At 66.2% G+C, this 19,168-nt stretch carries 17 protein-coding genes; 13 read left to right on the top strand and 4 right to left on the bottom strand.

Translation table 11 applies throughout. The annotated features are described in order from the left end of the window. Positions 1–57: 57 nt before the first annotated feature. Positions 58–561 (bottom strand): DUF3515 domain-containing protein, encoded by a 504-nt coding sequence (locus AC5RT4_RS16205; protein WP_494039972.1) that lies wholly within the window; start codon positions 559–561, stop codon positions 58–60. A 105-nt stretch (positions 562–666) separates the two neighbouring features. Here AC5RT4_RS16205 and thiL point away from each other — a divergent pair, with 105 nt between their 5' ends. Genes thiL through rsmD form a run of 4 tightly spaced genes read left to right on the top strand, consistent with a single transcriptional unit; the run spans position 667 to position 5,654 of the window. Further along, entirely contained in the window at positions 667–1,710 is a 1,044-nt protein-coding gene (gene thiL / locus AC5RT4_RS16200; protein ID WP_494039971.1) for a thiamine-phosphate kinase, read from the top strand. A gap of 22 nt (positions 1,711–1,732) precedes the next feature. Next, positions 1,733–2,719 carry a DAK2 domain-containing protein gene (locus tag AC5RT4_RS16195; RefSeq protein ID WP_494039970.1) on the top strand — a complete coding sequence of 329 codons (987 nt, stop codon included), beginning with the start codon at positions 1,733–1,735 and terminating at the stop codon, positions 2,717–2,719. Continuing rightward, positions 2,709–4,973 carry an ATP-dependent DNA helicase RecG gene (locus tag AC5RT4_RS16190; RefSeq protein WP_494106444.1) on the top strand — a complete coding sequence of 755 codons (2,265 nt, stop codon included), beginning with the start codon at positions 2,709–2,711 and terminating at the stop codon, positions 4,971–4,973. Before AC5RT4_RS16195 ends, AC5RT4_RS16190 begins: the two co-directional genes overlap by 11 nt. 45 nt (positions 4,974–5,018) lie before the next feature. Then, a complete protein-coding gene (gene rsmD / locus AC5RT4_RS16185) occupies positions 5,019–5,654 on the top strand; it encodes a 16S rRNA (guanine(966)-N(2))-methyltransferase RsmD (protein WP_494039968.1) in 636 nt (211 codons plus the stop codon). Here the strand turns inward: rsmD and AC5RT4_RS16180 are convergent. Further along, entirely contained in the window at positions 5,651–6,439 is a 789-nt protein-coding gene (locus tag AC5RT4_RS16180; protein WP_494106443.1) for a spermidine synthase, read from the bottom strand. The two genes, rsmD and AC5RT4_RS16180, sit on opposite strands and share 4 nt — an antisense overlap. Further along, positions 6,439–7,668 carry an aminotransferase class I/II-fold pyridoxal phosphate-dependent enzyme gene (locus tag AC5RT4_RS16175; RefSeq protein ID WP_494039966.1) on the bottom strand — a complete coding sequence of 410 codons (1,230 nt, stop codon included), beginning with the start codon at positions 7,666–7,668 and terminating at the stop codon, positions 6,439–6,441. The genes AC5RT4_RS16180 and AC5RT4_RS16175 overlap by 1 nt, the downstream gene beginning before the upstream one ends. 42 nt (positions 7,669–7,710) lie before the next feature. On the opposite strand from AC5RT4_RS16175, the gene coaD reads away from it, so the two are divergent. The 7 genes from coaD (at position 7,711) to ftsY (ending at position 15,782) form a co-directional block, all read left to right on the top strand. Beyond that, positions 7,711–8,211 carry a pantetheine-phosphate adenylyltransferase gene (gene coaD, locus AC5RT4_RS16170; RefSeq protein ID WP_494039965.1) on the top strand — a complete coding sequence of 167 codons (501 nt, stop codon included), beginning with the start codon at positions 7,711–7,713 and terminating at the stop codon, positions 8,209–8,211. A gap of 123 nt (positions 8,212–8,334) precedes the next feature. Further along, complete coding sequence (locus AC5RT4_RS16165; protein ID WP_494040149.1) at positions 8,335–8,859, top strand: YceD family protein; 525 nt, start codon at positions 8,335–8,337, stop codon at positions 8,857–8,859. A gap of 36 nt (positions 8,860–8,895) precedes the next feature. After that, positions 8,896–9,099: a 50S ribosomal protein L32 gene (gene rpmF, locus AC5RT4_RS16160; RefSeq protein ID WP_009356569.1), complete on the top strand. Its 204-nt coding sequence runs from the start codon at positions 8,896–8,898 to the stop codon at positions 9,097–9,099. Positions 9,100–9,119: 20 nt separating this feature from the next. Beyond that, a complete protein-coding gene (rnc, locus tag AC5RT4_RS16155) occupies positions 9,120–9,848 on the top strand; it encodes a ribonuclease III (protein ID WP_494040148.1) in 729 nt (242 codons plus the stop codon). 5 nt (positions 9,849–9,853) lie between these two features. Then, a complete protein-coding gene (mutM, locus tag AC5RT4_RS16150) occupies positions 9,854–10,813 on the top strand; it encodes a bifunctional DNA-formamidopyrimidine glycosylase/DNA-(apurinic or apyrimidinic site) lyase (RefSeq protein ID WP_494039964.1) in 960 nt (319 codons plus the stop codon). A gap of 102 nt (positions 10,814–10,915) precedes the next feature. Then, complete coding sequence (gene smc, locus AC5RT4_RS16145) at positions 10,916–14,503, top strand: chromosome segregation protein SMC (protein ID WP_494106442.1); 3,588 nt, start codon at positions 10,916–10,918, stop codon at positions 14,501–14,503. Between the two features lie 70 nt (positions 14,504–14,573). Then, the gene (gene ftsY, locus AC5RT4_RS16140; RefSeq protein WP_494106441.1) at positions 14,574–15,782 is read left to right on the top strand and encodes a signal recognition particle-docking protein FtsY; all 1,209 of its coding nucleotides are present in this window, start codon (positions 14,574–14,576) and stop codon (positions 15,780–15,782) included. On the opposite strand, the gene AC5RT4_RS16135 is transcribed toward ftsY, so the two are convergent. Next, positions 15,779–17,041, bottom strand: coding sequence for an MFS transporter (locus AC5RT4_RS16135; protein ID WP_494039961.1), 1,263 nt, complete (start codon positions 17,039–17,041; stop codon positions 15,779–15,781). The two genes, ftsY and AC5RT4_RS16135, sit on opposite strands and share 4 nt — an antisense overlap. A 226-nt stretch (positions 17,042–17,267) precedes the next feature. Here AC5RT4_RS16135 and AC5RT4_RS16130 point away from each other — a divergent pair, with 226 nt between their 5' ends. Continuing rightward, positions 17,268–18,629 (top strand): ammonium transporter, encoded by a 1,362-nt coding sequence (locus AC5RT4_RS16130; RefSeq protein WP_494039960.1) that lies wholly within the window; start codon positions 17,268–17,270, stop codon positions 18,627–18,629. After that, a complete protein-coding gene (locus tag AC5RT4_RS16125) occupies positions 18,626–18,964 on the top strand; it encodes a P-II family nitrogen regulator (RefSeq protein ID WP_050687078.1) in 339 nt (112 codons plus the stop codon). Before AC5RT4_RS16130 ends, AC5RT4_RS16125 begins: the two co-directional genes overlap by 4 nt. The last annotated feature ends 204 nt before the right edge of the window (positions 18,965–19,168 follow it).

The following is a 19,168-nucleotide window of genomic DNA, read 5'->3' as shown; positions in this document are numbered from 1 at the left end:
CTCCCTACCCGCCCCTGACCTCGCTTCGGCCAGGGAAGCCGGCGGGCGTGGGCCCCACTACTGGCTTTGCGGCAGGTCCTGGAGCTCTTCCTGGCCCACGCAGTTCCGGGTGGGCGGGATTTCTCCTGCGGCGACGGCAAGATCGGCCAGGACCGTCGCGGAGCTGATCTTGTCCGGATCCAGAAGGATTTCGGTGGCGGGCTCCCGGCCGTAGGTTGTCAGCGTCCAGACGGGGTCGCCTTCCTTGATCACCCAGTCGATTCCGTTGACCGTGACGCAGCGGTCCGTCGTGGGGCCCGGCACGTTGACTCCGCAGCGAAGAACCACCAGGGAGGGTTCGCCCCACACCGCGGTGGCCTGGCTGTTCGTTTTGCGCAACGCAGCGTCACCGATGGCTTCCGGCAAGGCCACCATCATGGGAGCGCAGGCCGGGTTTGCCGCATCCCGGGCTGGGGGAACGTCGACGGCGGGGGAGCAGGCAGCCAGGGCCAGGCAAGCAACAGTCCCCATCACCGCCATCCCGGCAACGCGGGCGGGCAAGGGAAGCGTTGGGCGGTGCATACTCCAAGACTATCGGTGCAGCCGGGTTGTCCCGGACGCACTGCCCGTGCGGTACCTGAATGGGCGCAGGCCGCCAATGTCGGGGGCCCGCTGTAGCGTAGTGGCGTGCCTGAAAAGCGTTTGACAATCCAAGAGCATCCGCCCGTCGCAGCCCTCTCCGAAGCCGAGCTGCTGGCGCGGATTTTCCCGCGCCTGTCCATGGGAGGGGACCACGCCCAAGCCACGCTGCTCGGTCCCGGGGACGATGCCGCTGTGGTGGCGGCCCCTGACGGGAGGACGGTCATCAGCATCGACACGCAGGTGCAGGACCAGGATTTCCGGCTGGAGTGGCCCAACGGGTACCGGACCACCGGCTTTGATGTCGGCTGGAAAGCGGCAGCGCAGAATCTCAGCGATATCAATGCCATGGGAGCTGCAGCCACGTCCCTGGTGGTCAGCCTTACCCTCACCCCGGAGACACCGGTTGCCTGGGTGGAGGACCTGGCGGATGGGTTGACGGCCGGCATCAGGAGCTTGGGCGCCACCAGGTGTTCCGTGGCCGGAGGTGATTTGGGCAGGGGCAGGGAAATCTCCGTCACCGTGGCGGTCCTGGGGACGCTCGACGGCCACCACGCGGTTCTGCGGTCCGGAGCGCAACCCGGTGACGTCGTGGCCCTTGCCGGAACTGCGGGGCACGCGGCTGCCGGCCTGGCACTTCTTGAGTCCGCTGTCAACATCGAGGCCCTTCGCCCTGAACAGCGGGTCTTCCTGGATCGCCAGTGCAGGCCCCGGCCCCCACTGGCTGCCGGGCCTGCCGCCCGGAGCGCAGGCGCCACTGCCATGCTGGACGTCTCGGACGGCCTGCTGCGGGACGGGCTACGGTTGGCGGCGGCCAGCGGCATCACCATTGACCTGGACGCCGCGCCGCTGAGGGCGCTGGCGGACGTGCTGCGGCCTGCCTCGGATCTGTTGGAGACCGATCCGATGGCGTGGGTTCTTGGTGGCGGGGAAGACCACGGACTGCTCGCCACATTCCCACCGCGCGTTCAGCTTCCGGCCGTATTCACTGCGATAGGCTCGATACAAGCATTGGGAAGCAACGAAAGCCCGAGCGTCAAAACAGCGGGCCAATCCGCGGACACCGGGGGATGGGATCACTTTGCACACTAAGGTTGCCGCCAACGCGCAAGCGATGAAGAGGTGGCTGGGCAAGGCGGAGACCGTCCTGGGGAACCACAGCGACCGCCTCAATGCCATCAATATCTTTCCCGTGGCTGACGGCGACACGGGCACCAACCTGTACCTTACTGTCCGTGCGGCCTCCCAGGCTGCTGCAGCCGCGGATGACCAGGCCGCACACCTGGACGTTGGCGCTGTGCTGGCCGGCGCCGGCCAGGCGGCCCTGGAGGAGGCAAGGGGCAACTCCGGCACCCTGTTCTCAGTGTTCCTCTGCGCGGCGGCCGAGCCCCTGGCAGGGCACACCCGGCTGACGTCGACACTGCTGGCTGCAGCCCTGAACCGCGCCCAGATCCGGGCTTGGTCGGCGCTCAGCGATCCCGTCCCGGGAACGATGCTTTCGGTCATGGAGGCCGCTGCCCGCGCCGCCGCCGCCGTGGATGCCGGGCAGAACGGCGATGACAGCAACCACGCCCTCGGGCTGGCCCTCGATGCCGCCGTCGAAGCCGCCCTCGCTGCCGTCATCCGCACCGAGGACCAGCTGGACGCATTGACCACCGCGCGCGTCGTGGATGCCGGCGGAGTAGGGATGCTCCTGATCCTGGACTGCCTTCGGTCTGCTGTCCTGGGCGAGGAGCTCCAAAGCGAACTCCTCGATGGGCTCCACGGCTATGACGTGTCCGATCCCCACATCCACACGGCGCTGCCGGACGACGACGGCGTCGAAGTCATGTGCACCATCAGCCTCTCACCGCTGCAGGCCGCCACGCTTCGCCAGCAGCTTGACGAGATCGGCGAGTCGGTCATCATGAGCCAGGTGGGCAGCGGTTCCGACAGCGAGGGAAACTACCGCTGGCGCGTCCACGTCCACGTCCCTGCCCCTGAACCGGCTGTTGCCATCATCCGCTCCCTTGGTGATCCGGTGCAGATCAGTATCAGCGAACTCACCCTGCCGCAGGGACCGCAAACGGATGCAGTGAACTCCAGTGGGCATGAGCGCTGAACTGGACCTCGCGCTGGAACGCCGCATCGGCAAACGTTCCGCGGCGGTGATTGAAAAGCACCTTGGCATCACCACGGTGGACGGGCTGCTGAACTATTTCCCGCGCCGCTACATGTCCCGGGGAGAGTTGACACCCATCAACGAAATTCCGCGGGACGAGGAAGTCACGCTCATTGCCAGGGTGCTTTCCAGCAGCACCAGGTCCATGCAGGCCCGCCGGGGGACAATCACCGACGTGGTGGTCTCCGACGACGACGGGCAGCAAGGGCTGCGGCTGGTTGGCGGCACAGACTACCGGGGCAAAGTCCCCGGCACCCTCAAAATCAGCTTCTTTAACGGCTACAAAGCGAAAGCCGAACTCCTGCCCGGACGCCGGGCCCTGTTCTCCGGAAAGGTCACCAGCTTTAAGGGAGTCCTGGGTTTGACCAACCCCGACTTCCAGCTCCTCGACGAGGACCCTTTCAGCCAGGGCGTCCAGGACCCTGAAAAACTCGCGGCCATGCCCGTTCCGGTTTACCCGGCCACGTCCAAACTTCCCAGCTGGAAGATTCAGAAAGCCATTTCAACCCTGCTTGAAACCGTGGACCTCGACGCCCTGCCTGATCCCGTCCCGCCCGCGGTCGCTGCACGCGAAGGGTTCCTTCCGCTTGCCCAGGCGTACCGGCTCATCCACGTTCCGGAATCCCCTGACGACTGGCAGCGGGCACGGGACCGGCTCCGGTACCACGAAGCGCTGGTGCTGCAGTCCGCCCTGGCCCGGCGCCGCGCACAGCTCGCCGCTGAGGAAGCCACTGCACGCCGGCCCGTCCCTGACGGACTGCTCGCCGCCTTTGATGCCGGCCTCCCCTTCACCCTCACAGCCGGACAGGCCGCCGTCGGGACAACTTTCGCCGCGGAACTGGCCCGCGACTGCCCCATGAACCGGTTGTTGCAGGGCGAAGTTGGGTCAGGAAAGACCGTCGTGGCGCTGCGCGCCATGCTGCAGGTGGTGGACGCCGGAGGGCAGGCGGCATTGCTGGCGCCTACCGAGGTCCTCGCCGCGCAGCACTTCGAGTCGATCCGCCGCGCACTGGGGCCGCTTTCAAGGGACGGCCTGCTGGGAGGGCTCGATAACGCCTCCGTCCAGGTCACGCTGCTGACAGGTTCCATGCCGGCCGCGGCACGCAAGCAGGCCCTGCTCGACGCCGCCTCCGGGACCGCCGGCATCATCATCGGCACCCACGCCCTGCTCAGCGGCAATGTCACCTTCTACGATTTGGGGTTGATCGTGGTGGATGAGCAGCACCGTTTCGGCGTGGAGCAACGGGATGCGCTCCGGGCCAAAGCCAGGAAGCCGCCCCACCTGCTGGTCATGACTGCTACGCCCATCCCGCGCACCGTTGCCATGACGGTGTTCGGGGACCTTGAAACGTCCGTCTTGGACGAGCTTCCCGAGGGCAGGGCACCGATCAGCACCCATTTGGTGGGGCTGGCGGAGAATCCCGCCTGGGCCGGCCGCATCTGGGCCCGTTCACGGGAGGAGATCGATGCCGGCCACCAGGTGTACGTCGTGTGTCCCAAGATCGGGGCCGACGACGACGGCGACTTCAGCCCCGGGGAAGCCGACCTGGATGAAGGCTCCGACGGGGAAAACGGACGGGAACTGGCGTCAGTTACCGCCGTCGTCGAACAGCTCCTGGACGAGCCCGCCCTTTCCGGGGTCCCGATGGCACCACTCCACGGGCGCCAGCCGCCCGAAGTGAAGTCCGCCAACATGGCCGGCTTCACGGCAAACAGCGTCAAGCTGCTGGTCTCCACCACGGTGATCGAAGTGGGCGTGGACGTACCCAACGCCACCCTCATGGTCATCCTCGACGCCGACCGCTTTGGCATCTCCCAGCTGCACCAGCTCCGCGGACGGGTGGGACGGGGAGGCCTGCCGGGGACCTGCCTGCTGGTCACCGCACTGGAGCCTGAACACCCCAGCCGGCGACGGCTGGACGCTGTTGCGGCCACCACGGACGGTTTCGAACTTTCCCAGGAGGATCTCAAGCTGCGCCGTGAGGGTGACATCCTGGGCGCCTCCCAGTCCGGAGGCCGTTCCACTTTGAAGCTGCTGCGCGTGCTCGAACACGAAGCTGTCATCAGCCGCGCCCGTGACGACGCCCAGCACATCGTGGCCGAAGACCCCTCGCTGCGTGCGCACCCGGATCTGGCCGAGGCCATAGACAAGTACCTCAACCCCGAGAAGGAGGCTTTCCTTGAACGCGGTTAGCACGCACAAACCAGAAGCAGGCCGCGGCGCAGGCGCAGGTGCCCAATGAGCCGCATCATTGCCGGTGCCGCTGGCGGTACGCCTCTGCAGTCGGTTCCGGGTTCCTTGACCCGGCCCACCACGGACCGGGTCAAGGAGGCTTTGTTCTCGCGGCTGGATGCCTTTGAGGTCATCAGCGGGGCGCGGGTGCTGGACCTCTACGCTGGTTCGGGGTCGCTCGGGGTGGAAAGCGGCAGCAGGGGAGCCCTGACGGTGGACCTGGTGGAGTTTGATGCCAAGGCGAGCGCCGTCTGCCAGCGCAACGCCGACCTCATCAACGGGGTACTGGGGCGCAAAGCCGTGACGGTCCACCGTTCCAAAGTTGAGCCCTTCCTTGAGCGCGCCGACGACACCGCGGCCTGGGACCTGGTGTTCCTGGACCCGCCCTATCCGCTGGAGCAGGTGGCGCTGTCCGCCGTACTGGAAAAGCTCGCTGCCCACCTCTCGCCGGCCGCTGTGGTGGTGGTGGAACGTTCATCCCGCTCACCGGAACCGGGCTGGCCCAGTGGTTTGGCACGTTTCGCAGAGAAAAAATACGGCGAGACCCGGCTCTGGTTTGCGGAGCCTTTTGTGCCGGACGCCATCGATCCGGACGTTGTTGACGAGGACCCGGTCAGCCACGACGCCGCTGACCGGGACTAGGACGTCAAAGCGTCCAGGTCCACGCCGGCCAGGACCTTGGCGGGATGCGGGCCGCGGGACAGCAATTCCGCAGACCAGCCGTCCGGCCAGGACGTCTGGGTGCCGGCCAGGACGATGTTGCCCGGGTAGCGGCCGTCGAACATTCCGGCTTCAGCAAACGCCGCCACGTCGCCCATCGCCTGCCGCATGGCTGCGACCTGGCTGCGGACAAGGGTAAGCCCGGGCTCGTCGCCCACATTGACGATCAGCAGCCCGTGCGGGGTGAGCCGATCCCGAACCTCGCCGTAGAACGCGGCGCAGGCGAGATGTTCGGGCGCTTCGGGGCCGGAGAAGATGTCCAGGATGACGACGTCGAACAGCAACCCGGGTTCGAGTTCAGCAAGGGCGCCGCGGGCGTCCCCGATGGTGGTATGCAGGTCCGTCCCTTCCGGAAGGGGCAGCTGGCGCAGGACAAAATCCAGCAGTTCACGTTCCAGCTCCACCGCGTGCTGGACGGACCCCGGCCGCGTGGCCTGGATATAGCGGGCCAAGGTCAGTGCCCCGGCCCCCAGATGCAGCGCCGTCACCGGTGTGCCGGCAGGGGCAGCCAGATCCACCAGGTGCCCGATCCGCCGCAGGTACTCATAGAAGATCTCCTCCGGCCGGACCAGGTTTACGTGGGACTGCTCCGCGCCGCCAATGCTGAGCACGAAGCTGCCGTCAATGAAAGCGTCCGGTTCGATGGTTGCGTGCTGTCCGGTAGTTCGCAAAAACCGCTCCGCACGCCCGCCGCTGCGTGCAGGCATCAGAGCCGGTTCCTGAGCGTGGACAGCCGGCGGGCGGCTTCCTCCAGGACATCGGTTTTCTTGCAGAACGCGAACCGCAGCAGACTCCGGGTCCTCTCTGCCCCTTCCGGGTGGCAGAAGACAGGAACCGGAATGGCGGCCACGCCAACCAGGCCAGGGAGCTTGCGCGCCAATTCCACTGAGTCGCGGATGCCCAGCGGTGACGTGTCAACGTTGACGAAGTAGGTTCCCTGGGGGTTGAAAACGTCGAAGCCCGCGGCCCGGAGGCCTTCACTGAGGATGTCCCGCTTGTGCATCAGCTCAGCGGCAATGCCGTGGAAAAAATCGTCCGGCATGCCGAGCCCGGTGGCGATGGCCGCCTGGAACGGCGTGCCCGAACTGTAGGTGAGGAACTGTTTAACGGTGCGCACAGCGGAAACAAGTTCTTCCGGGCCCGTGAGCCAGCCGATTTTCCAGCCGGTCAGGGAGAAGGTCTTCCCGGCAGACGAAATGGTGATGGTCCTGTCTTTGGCTCCCGGCAGGGAGGCCACCGGCACGTGCCGTTGGCCGAACGTGAGGTGTTCGTACACCTCGTCACTGACGATCAGGCAGTCGTGCTTCCGGGCCTGGTCGACGATTCGCTGCAGCACCGGGCGGGGAAAGACGGCGCCGGTGGGGTTATGGGGATTGTTCAGCAGCACCACCCGTGTCCGCCCGGTGAAGGCCGCCTCCAGCGCTGCCATGTCCGGCATGAAGTCCGGAGCCAGCAGGGGCGCGGTCACATGCGCAGCACCGGACAGGCCGATGATTGCGCCGTAGGAGTCATAAAAGGGTTCGAAGGTCAGGACCTCGTCGCCGGGTCCGGCAAACGCCAGGAGGGAGGCGGCGATGCCCTCGGTGGCCCCGGTGGTAACCACCACCTGGGTCTGCGGGTCCGGGGTGAGGCCGTAAAACCTTTCCTGGTGGGCAGCCACTGCTTCCCGGAGTTCCACGACGCCTTTGCCCGGTGCGTACTGGTTTGCTCCGGACGTGATGGCCGCCCGGGCTGCTTCCCGGACTGCCAACGGTCCATCCTCGTCCGGAAAACCCTGGCCCAGGTTGATGGCACCGGTCCGGACCGCAAGTGTGGTCATCTCTTCGAAGATCGTGACCCCCAACGCGCCGTCAGGCCCCAGAAGGTTGGCTCCGAGTGCCGTCCGCTGCCAGGGGGCCGGGGCTGCAGGGGTGGAAACTTCCCGTCGTGGATGCATCCAGTCATGGTATCCCGGCCTTTTTATGGGTAGGTTCGGAACATGAGACGAGCTGTCTGCCCAGGATCCTTCGACCCCATCCACAATGGCCACCTTGAGGTCATTGCCCGGGCTGCGGGCCTTTTTGATGAAGTTCTCGTTGCGGTCTCCACCAACCCGGCCAAGAAGTACAGGTTCGCATTGGAAGATCGGCTGGACATGGCACGGGAAACCCTGGCCTCGCTGAAGGGCATCGTGGTGGAACCCGTAGGGGAGGGACTTCTCGCGGAGTATTGCCGCCAGCGCGGCGTCTCGGCGATCGTCAAGGGACTCCGGTCCTCTTCGGATTTCGACTACGAGCTTCCCATGGCCACCATGAACCGCCAGCTCAGCGGCGTGGAAACAGTGTTCCTGCCGGCCGAGGCCCACTACATTCATTTGTCATCCACCCTGATCAAGGAAGTTGCCGGCCTGGGCGGCAATGTCTCGGAATACGTACCCAGGTCCGTGCACCGGCGGATGCTTGCGGGCGAGCCGGCGCCGGAACAGCAGCAGAGAGGGTAGGCTGGTCCGGTACTTCGGCGCCGCCGGCTGCCTGGTTTGAGTCCCCGTGGCTCTTCAGGCTAAGATGGTACGTCGGTCATATGTTCAACAGGAGTTCTCATTAAACGAGATGCTGGTTCGCCCCTGGCGTTCGACGTCAAGGACCTCGGACGCAGTCCGGGAAGCATGCGGACACTGAAGGAACATGTACCCGCACCGGGTGATCTCGGTGTGGCGCTTATTGGTGTTCAGGAAGGCTCGGATATCGAGCTGGATCTGAGGCTTGAGGCCGTACACGAAGGAATTCTGGTATCAGGAACCGCCCTTGCCGGGGTAACCGGTGAATGTGGTCGATGCCTGGATCCCCTTGCGTATGACCTTGAGGTCAATGTGCAAGAACTTTTCTTCTATGAAGGCGTGGAGCTTTCGGACGGAGAAGATGATGAAGAGCAACGTCGAGTCGAGCACGATGTAATCGATCTTGAACCGGTGTTGCGGGACGCGGTTGTCACCAATCTGCCGTTCCAGCCGGTGTGCCGGGAAGACTGCCAGGGCCTTTGCTCCGAATGCGGAGCGCGCCTGGAAGACGAGCCGGGGCACCACCACGAGGTCTTGGATCCTCGCTGGGCTGCCCTAGCTGATATGGCTAAGCCTGACCGGCAAAATTGATTTGTACGTGTTTGTCTAGAGAGAAATGAGTTAGCCGTGGCTGTTCCCAAGCGGAAAATGTCTCGCTCGAATACCCGCGCCCGCCGCTCGCAGTGGAAGGCGACCGCCCCCCACCTGGTGAAGACCGTGGAGAATGGCCAGGTTACCTACAGCCTGCCGCACCAGGCAAAGGTCGTTACCGACTCGGCCGGCACCGCGCTGTTCCTTGAGTACAAGGGCCGCAAGGTCGCGGACGTCTAATCGGCCCTCCGGCTGACATGATGTCTTCAACTGAAGAGCTTTTGAAGCGTCTCGGTGTCTCTATTGACGCCGGGACGCTTCGTCTTGCGCTCACGCACCGTTCCTACGCCTACGAAAACGGCGGCATCCCCACGAATGAGCGGCTCGAATTTCTGGGCGACTCCATCCTGGGGTTCTCCGTCACGGACGCTTTGTACCGGGACAACCCGGACCTTCCGGAGGGAGATCTCGCGAAGCGCCGCTCTGCCGTGGTCAGCACCCGTGCCCTCGCCGGCATCGGCCGGAGCCTCGGCATTGGCGACTACATCTACCTCGGACAGGGCGAAAAGCTCACCGAGGGCAAAAACAAGGCCTCCATCCTGGCTGACACCATGGAGGCGCTGATCGGTGCCACCTACGTCTCCAACGACATCGAGACGGCCCGTCAGCTGGTGATGCGCCTGATCGGGCCCCTGCTCAAGGACGCCGCCGCCCTGGGCGCGGGGACGGACTGGAAAACCAGCATCCAGGAACTGGCAGCCAGCCGCCAGCTTGGCACCATCCACTATGCCGTGGACGGCTCCGGGCCCGACCATGCCCGGGTCTTCGCCGCTGCCCTGCACATTGGCGGCAAGGCTTATGGCAAAGGCACGGGACATTCCAAGAAGGAAGCGGAGCAGGAAGCTGCCGCCGACGCCTGGCGGGCCCTTACCGGCAGCGCCGGTTCCGCGCCGGCCGGCAAGTCTCCCGGTTCCGTAGCCGCCAAGTAGCCGGCGTGCCTGAACTTCCCGAGGTTGAGGTGGTCCGCCGCGGCCTGGTGAGCTGGGTCCGCGGCAGGACCATCGAACACGTGGAAGTCCTCGACCAGCGCTCGATCCGCCGTCACGCGCTGGGTACCGAAGACTTCGTCGGAAACCTCCAGGGTGCAACCGTTGCGGACGTGGTGCGGCGGGGCAAGTTCCTCTGGATGCCGCTGCTTGATGCGGCCGCAGGGGCTGAGGAACCCGACGGCGGCCCGCGGGTGGCGCTGATGGCGCACTTGGGCATGAGCGGCCAGCTGCTGATGCAGGACGTCAGTGTCCCCGACGAGAAACACCTCAAGGTACGGTTCCGGCTGAGCCCGTGCGAAGGCATGCCGGAACAGTTGCGCTTTGTGGACCAGCGCATCTTTGGTGGCCTGTTCGTCACGGCTCTGGTTCCAACGGACGACGGCGGCCCGGGTGGCCTGGCTGAGTTGCCCCTGCCGCTGATCGCAGAGGAGGCGGCGCACATTGCCAGGGACCCCCTGGATCCGGCGTTTTCCTTCGACCTCTTTTACCGGCGCCTCCGCAAACGCAGGACAGGACTGAAGCGGGCCCTGCTGGACCAGGGCCTCGTGTCAGGCATCGGAAACATCTACGCGGACGAGTCCCTGTGGCGTGCCCGGCTCCACTACGCCCGGCCCACCGACACCCTGCGCCGTGCGGAAGCGGAGAGGGTACTGGGCAGCGCCCGTGAGGTCATGCTGGATGCGCTGGCCGCGGGCGGAACCAGCTTCGATTCGCTGTACGTCAACGTCAACGGCGCTTCCGGCTACTTCGACCGGTCCCTCAACGCCTACGGGCGGGAAGGCCAGCCCTGCAGGCGCTGTTCCGCTGCCGGAATACACGCAACCATCCGCCGAGAGCAGTTCATGAACCGTTCCTCGCACACCTGTCCCGTGTGCCAGCCCCGTCCCCGCAACGGACGCTGGTAGTTCAGGCCGCGCAACCGGTCCAATCCGCGGCCTTCCTGCCGCTAAGCAGTAGATTTGGTGCAGGGAAGCATCCGTCCCAGCCATCCAGGAGATCCAAAAGCCTTGCACCTCAAAAGCCTTACCGTTCGGGGGTTCAAGTCCTTTGCGTCCGCCACCACCTTCAACTTCGAACCAGGCGTCACTGCCGTGGTGGGCCCTAACGGTTCCGGAAAGTCCAACGTGGTGGACGCCCTGGCGTGGGTCATGGGGGAGCAAGGTGCCAAGACCCTGCGCGGCGGCAAGATGGAAGACGTCATTTTTGCCGGTACTTCCGGCAGGGCGCCGCTCGGGCGCGCCCACGTCTCGCTGACCATCGACAACGCCGATGGCGCCCTGCCCATCGAATACAGCGAAGTCACCATATCCCGGACACTCTTCCGCGCCGGTGGTTCCGAGTACGCCATCAACGGTGCGGGATGCCGGCTGCTCGACATCCAGGAACTCCTGTCCGATTCCGGCCTGGGCCGGGAAATGCACGTCATCGTGGGCCAGGGGCAGCTGGACCGGGTCCTGCACGCCACCCCTGAGGACCGGCGTGGGTTCATTGAGGAAGCTGCAGGCATCCTGAAACACCGGCGCCGCAAGGAACGGACAGTCCGCAAGCTCGAAGCCATGCAGGCGAACCTGCAGCGCCTCACGGACCTCACGGGGGAGATCCGCCGCCAGCTGACCCCGTTGGGCAAACAGGCCGAGGTGGCCCGCCGCGCCCAGCGCGTCCAGTTCGACGTCCGCGACGCCCGGGCACGGCTTCTCGCCGATGAGCTCGTCCTGCTGCAGGAAGCACTGGAGCAGGACGTTGCTGACGAAGCCGCGCTGAAGTCCCGGCGGACCGCCGTCGCGCAGGAACTGGAAACCGGGCGCCGGCAGCAGGCTGCCCTGGAGCAGCTGGCAGCGGAAGCAACCCCGAAACTGAACGCGGCGAGGGACACCTGGTACCGGCTGACCGCTGCCCGTGAACGGCTCCGTGCCCTCGGAACCCTCGCGCAGGAGCGAAGCCGCCTGCTCGGGTCCAGCGAGCCCCCGCCAGCCGGCCGGGATCCGGAACAACTGGAGCGGCAGGCCGCCCGGGTCCGCGGGGAACTTGCCGAGCTCGAACGCCACATTTTGGATAAACGCAGCAGCCTTGAAGCCTCCAGCGCAGCGAAGGCAGAGGCAGAGTCGGCCGCCCTTGCCGAAGACAAGCGCCTCACCGCCGTGCTCCGGGCAGCGGCTGACAGGCGTGAAGGACTGGCACGGCTCGCCGGACAGGTCTCTGCCGCAAGGTCGCGCGTCGAATCGGCGCAGGCCGAGCTGGGCCGGCTCCGGGAATCCCAGGCTGCCGGGATGGAACGGCGGGCCAAGGCCCAGTCCGAGTTCACGGCGCTGGAGAACCAGGTGGCGGGCGTCGAAGAAGGGGAAGAATCCCTTGACTCCGAGTACGAGGCCGCCGGGGCAGCCCTTGATGCAGTGCTCCAGGACATCGCAGGCCTCAAAGCCGCCGTGAGCGAGGGAATTAGGAAGCGCGACGCCCTGGCCGCGCGCCGGGATGCCCTGCAGCTCGGACTGAACAGGAAGGACGGGGCAGCGCACATCCTGAAGGCGGGAATGGCCGGGGTACTGGGAACCCTCGCGGCGGAACTGACAGTGGAACCGGGTTATGAAACCGCAATAGCCGCCGCCCTGGGCGAAGCGTCGGAGGCGGTCCTCGTACGGGACCCCGGGGCGGCAGCACGGGCCGTTCAACTGCTCAAGGACGACGACGCCGGGAGGGCCGCGTTCCTGCTCGAACTGGCAGGTGCGGCCCGGGAGGCCGGGACCGGCGGGTTCCCGGTGCTGCCCGAAGGAGCCCGCCGGGCCGTGGAACTGGTGCAGCACGCCGGGCGTGCAGCCGCCGCGGTGAGGCACCTGCTGGCCGCCGCCGTCGTTGTCGCTGACACTCAGGCGGCCGCCGCGCTGGTGGCTGCCCGCCCCGGCACCACCGCGGTAACGCGGGCGGGAGATGTCTTCACCGCGGTTTCAGCCGCGGGCGGATCAGCGAAGGCGCCATCCCTCCTTGAGGTCCAGGCTGCACTGGACGACGCCGACAGCCGGCTCGCAGCCGTCACCGCGGAGCTGGAGCGGAACCGGTTCGCCCTTGCCGCGGCTGAGGCCCGGCGTGTCGGGGCGCAGGAACAGGCGGACGCCGCCCTTGACCGGCTGCACGAATCCGACGCCAGGCTGGCAGCGGTAGCGGAACGGCTGGGGTACCTCAACTCCGTACTTCGCAGCGCGGTGGGGGAGAGCGACCGGCTGGCCGCGTCGCTGGCAAGGGCAGAAGCAAACGTGGTGGCCGAGCAGGAAGCGCTTACCGCCGTGACCGCCCGGCTCGCCGCAGCACAGGAGGCGCCGCTGGAGCAGGAGCCCTCCACTGAACACCGGGATGCGCTCGCCAGGACCGCCGCAGCCGCCCGGGCGGCCGAGGTTGAGGTCCGGCTGGCGCTGCGCAGCGCCGAAGAGCAGCTCGCCGCCACCCGGAACCGGGTGGAATCGCTGGAACGCGCCGCTGCCACCGAGCGCCGCGCCCGGGAAGAAGCAGCAGAGCGGGCCCGCCGCCGCCGTGCCCAGGCGAAACGGGCTGCCGCCGTAGCTGCCGCCGCAGAGCTGGCCCTGCGGTATATGGACGTGTCCGTGGACCTGGCACGGCATGAACGCGACCTCGCTGAAGAGAACCGGGAACAGCGTGACAAGGAACTGCTGAACATCCGGACCGCCAATGACTTCCTGGCGCGGGAGCTGGCCGAACTGACGGACAATGTCCACCGCGACGAGCTGGCCCGCACACAGCAACGGGCCCGCATTGCAGCACTGGAAACACGGTCCATCGAGGAGCTGGGGATCACCCCGGATGCCCTGGTGGCGGAATACGGGCCTGCGGTTCCTGTCCCGGTCCCTGCCCGGGAAAGCGGCGACAAGTGGGCCGCGTTGCGGGCCCCGGTGGATTCCAGCGGAGCGGAAATCATTGAGGGAAAGCCGTATGTCCGCGAGGAGCAGGAAAAGCGGCTCAGGAAAGCAGAACGCGACCTGGCCAGCCTGGGCAGGGTTAACCCCCTGGCACTGGAGGAATTCGCCGCCCTTGAGGAGCGCCACCAGTTCCTCAGCACCCAGCTGGAGGACCTGAAAGCCAGCCGGAAGGACCTCCTGGACATCATCAAGGAAGTGGATGACCGCGTCCAGCGTGTTTTCACGGAAGCCTTCGAGGATACCCAGGCGCAGTTTGTGAGCGTATTCGCACGGCTGTTTCCCGGCGGAGAAGGACGGCTGGTGCTCACCGATCCCTCCGACATGCTTACCACCGGCATCGAAGTCGAAGCCCGCCCTGCGGGAAAGAAAATCAAGCGGCTTTCGCTTCTCTCCGGCGGCGAGCGCTCGCTGACCGCGGTGGCCCTGCTGGTGGCGATCTTCAAGGCACGGCCGTCACCGTTCTACGTGATGGACGAAGTGGAAGCGGCCCTGGACGACACGAACCTCGGCCGGCTCATCACTATCTTCGAAGAACTCCGGAAATCCAGCCAGCTCATTGTCATCACCCACCAGAAGCGGACCATGGAAGTGGCGGATGCACTCTATGGTGTGACCATGAGGGGCGACGGCGTCTCCACCGTCATCAGCCAGCGCCTGGGCCCCGAGGTGTAGGCAGGACGCACGGCGTTCAGCTGCGTCTGCGCCGCCCGTAACGCCCGCCCCGTTATGAGAAGCTAGGGGAGTGAACGACATCCTCCCCATAATTCTGTCCATTGTTGCTGCCTTGGCGGTTATTGGCGGACTGATTCCGGTCCTGCTCAAAACGCGGAAAAACATCACCCAGTACCCCGGAACCCGGGACGCCAATGATCCTGTCCTGCCCCGCAGCGGAAGCACAGCCGTTGAGGACCGCCCGGGCGCGCCGACGGACCGCAGGGCGCCGGACGGGGTGGACCTGGAGGGGCTTGATACCACCACGGTCCCCGATGATGCAGCCGGGCTGGAAGCCATTCCCGTGGACACGCCAATGCCGGTGGCCGGCAGGCTTGTGCGCCTTCGCGGACGGCTGGTGCGCTCCAACAACGTCATGGGCAAGGGACTGCTGGCACTGCTCTCCAGTGACAGGATCGACGAAAACGTCTGGGACGAAGTCGAGGAAACCCTCCTGCTGGCGGATCTTGGCACCGAACCTACCATGCAGCTCGTGGACGCACTCCGGGAGCGCGTCAAGGTGCTGGGCACCCGTACCCCCGAACAGGTCAAGGTGCTGCTCCGGGAAGAACTCATCAAGCTTGTCGACCCCACCATGGACCGGACCCTGAATGTCCAGCGCCATGCCGACAGGCCCGCCGTCATGATGGTTGTCGGCGTCAACGGCGTGGGTAAGACCACTACTGTCGGCAAACTCGCGCGCGTGCTGGTGGCTGAGGACAAGGACGTCATCCTTGGCGCCGCGGATACCTTCCGGGCTGCCGCCGCCGAGCAGTTGGCAACCTGGGGCCAGCGTGTGGGTGTTCCCACGGTGAAGTCGGACATTCACGGCGCGGACCCGGCGTCGGTGGCCTACGAGGCCGTGAAGGCAGGCATTGACCAGGAAGTCGACGTGGTGATGATCGACACCGCGGGCCGCCTCCAAAACAAGGTGGGCCTGATGGACGAACTGGGCAAGGTCAAGCGCGTGGTGGAAAAGCTGGCTGAGGTGGACGAGGTCCTCCTGGTGCTCGACGCAACCACCGGCCAGAACGGCCTGAACCAGGCACGCGTGTTCTCCGAGGTGGTCAACATCACCGGAATCGTCCTGACCAAGCTGGACGGTACGGCCAAGGGCGGGATCGTCGTCGCCATCCAAAAGAGCCTTGGTGTTCCGGTCAAGCTGATCGGACTCGGTGAAGGTGCAGACGACCTCGCCCCGTTCGAGGCGGAAGCATTCGTTGACGCCCTGCTGAACTAGGGCGTGTCAGCCGCCTCCGGTGCCTTGGCGGTCTTAAGGGTCTCACGGGTGCCGAGCCAGGTGCAGGCCGCAACCAGCATGATGCCGCCCGTCACGCCGAACGCCCAGCCGTAGCCCAGCCAGTCCGCAAGCACACCCGCCAGCACCGGCCCAACGATCGCGCCGACGTCGGACGTCATCTGGTAGACCGCCAGGACCTTGCCGCCGGACCTCCCGTTGCCGATCACATCGGCGACCGCTGCCTGCTGGGCAGGTCCGAACAGTCCGGATCCGACGCCGGCCAGCGCCGAAGCCGCCAGGAACCACGCCAGATCCCCGGCGAAGCCGATCCCGGCCGTCGACGCGGCAGCCACAAACAGGCCCGAGACCATCATGGGCTTGCGCCCCAGGCTGTCCGCCAGGCGGCCCGAGAAGGTCAGCGCCGCGGCGTTGCCCGCGGCGAACACCGCCAGGGCAAGCCCTGCTGCCTCGGGTCCGGCCCCAAAGACCGCGGCGGCAAACAGCGGAACGGTGGCCATACGGACCCCGAAAGTGGCCCACCCGTTGGCGAAGCTGGACACCAGGGCGGCGCGGTACGCTCCAGTCCCCAGGGCCTCTCCCAGCTTCATCGCCGGATCCCGCTGCTCCGCCTCGGCGGTTCCCCGGCGCTCGTGGCTCAGCTGCGTCTGGACCACAAGCGCGGCCACTGCCAGGGCCGCGGCGTAGGCCAGGAAAGGTACCCGGAGGCCGAACCCTGCGAGCAATCCGCCCACAATGGGACCGCAGACATTGCCGATGAGGAACGCCGAGGCGTACGCGCCGGACACCCTGCCGCGGCTTTCCGGAGGCGCCAGCCGAATCACCAGCGCCATGGAGGCCACGGTGAACATGACTGACCCTGCACCGCCGAGGCCACGGAAGAGCAGCAGCTGCCAGTAGTCCTGGGCGAACGCGCACGCCGCCGTGGAAAGCGCCACGATCAGCAGCCCCGCGACGTAAACCGGCCGCTCGCCCAGCTTGCCGATCAAACTTCCGCCCGCCGGCGCAAACACGAGCCGCATGAACGCGAAGATGGCCACAATCACCGACGCTTCGGTGTTGCCCACCCCAAACGTGGTGGCAAACTGCGGCAATACGGGCGCAACAAGCCCGAACCCCAGCGCAATAAGGAACGCGGCGACGAGCATCACCTTGATGTCGCGGGGTAACCGGTCCCGCTGCTGCCGGAAACGGGCCCGGACCCTGGCTGTGGCGCCGCTTCCGCGGGGTGCTGCCGTCATGATGCGCAAATCCTTGCAGTCTGGAGTGCCGGGTGCCGGCGAAAACGATGAAACACAACGGTAACAAGCCAGATATGCACCATTTACTTCCTAGAGGTTGTTGTAACAGCCCGGCAATCTAAATCCTCCGCGGGCGAAACACGGCGCGCACAAACTCATTACAGGACGCGAAAAGGCGTTGGCAGGCGGAGGACTCCGCATTATTCGATCAGGAAGGACGTGCGCCATGGAACTAACCCCAGGTCACGTATGGATCATGGTGTCGGCAGCCCTCGTGCTGCTCATGACACCGGGTCTGGCATTTTTCTACGGCGGCATGACCCGAGCCAAGGCCGCGCTGAACATGATGATGATGAGCTTCATTTCCATCGGCATGGTGGGCGTCGTCTGGGTCCTTTGGGGCGCCTCCATGAGCTCCGGCGAGGGATTCCTGCAGATCGTCGGCAACCCGTTCGCCACCTTCGGCCTCGAAGGTATCGACACTCCTGATGGGCTGATCAAGATTGGCTACGCTGCCACGTTCGCCATCATCACTGTCGCCCTGATCAGCGGCGCCATCGCCGACCGGGCAAAATTCGGCGCCTGGAGCGTTTTCGTGCCCGTTTGGGTCACCCTGGTTTACTGCCCCCTGGCCTACATGGTCTGGGGCGGCGGTCTCTTCGGCCCCGAAGGCGCTGTGGGCCAGGCCCTCGGCCCCGCCATCGACTTCGCCGGCGGCACCGTGGTCCACATCAACGCAGGTGTCGCAGCACTGGTACTCGTCCTCATCATCGGCAACCGCAAGGGCTTCGGCAAGGATCCCAACCACCGACCGCACAACATCCCGTTCGTGATGCTCGGTGCTGCCATGCTGTGGTTCGGCTGGTTCGGCTTCAACGGCGGCGCCGCGGCTACCGCCGAACAGGGCGGCCTCATCTGGGTCAACACCCTTGCAGCACCGGCTGCCGCAATGCTCGGCTGGCTGGTCACCGAACGCATCCGTGACGGACACCCCACCTCCCTTGGTGCAGCATCCGGTGTGGTTGCCGGTCTGGTGGCCATCACCCCCGCCTGCGCCAACGTCAGCCCCGTCGGCGCCCTCGGCCTCGGCGTAGTGGCAGGCGTTGCCTCCGCCCTGGCGGTGGGACTGAAGTTCCGCTGGGGCTTTGACGACTCGCTCGACGTCGTCGGCGTCCACCTCGTTTCCGGCATCATCGGCACCGTGGCCCTCGGCTTCATCGCACTGCCCGCCGACGGCGTGGGCGGGGGCCTCTTCTACGGCGGCGGCATGACCCAGATGTGGGCACAGCTTGCGGCGGCCGGCATTGCCATCGCCTACTCCGCAATCCTGACCGCCCTCATCGCCCTGGCCATTCACAAAACCATGGGTTTCCGGGTCTCGCAGGAACAGGAAACGGTGGGTGTGGACCTCAGCCTGCACGCCGAAACTGCCTACGAGTTCGGTGTTGGCGGCCACGGCGGCACCTTCCAGCCGCTGCATGACATGATCACGGGCAAGACCCAGCCGGAAGCCGCGGAGGTTTCCGCAGCCACGCCGGGCGACCGGAAGAACCAATCAGCCACAGGCAAGGAAAGCGTGGGGGCATGAAACTGATCACCGCAATCGTCAGGCCGGAAAAGCTTGAAGCCATCCGGGAAGGCCTGGAGTCCTACGGCGTGCAGGGCCTGACGGTCAGCGCGGCCAGCGGCTACGGCCGGCAGCGTGGCTACACCGAGGTGTACCGGGGGGCCGAGTACAACGTCGACCTCCTGCCGAAAATCCGGGTGGAAGTCCTTGCAACCGACGAGCAGGCCGATGACATCCTGGACGTCATCATCGCGAGCTCGAACACGGGCCGGGCGGGGGACGGCAAAGTCTGGACCATGGACGTCTTTGAGGCAGTGCGGGTCCGGACCGGGGAACGCGGAGTCGCCGCCATCTGAGGCGGAAACTAACCCGGCTAAAGCACCAACAGGGAAGCGGGGGGGGGGGGGGGGGGGGGGGGGGGGGTTTTTTTTTTTTTTCCCCCCCCCCCCCCCCCCCCCCCCCCTTCCGCCCGGGAACGCCGGAAGGGCAGTATCCCCAAAGATGGGAAGATAAAGGCGTGGCCCAACACTCTTTCGCTTCCCGCGCGTACCGGGACGACG

This window comes from Arthrobacter sp. sptzw42 (genome assembly GCF_059089685.1).
Note: the sequence above shows the minus strand (reverse complement) of the source record. Positions and strands in the feature narration are given on the sequence as shown.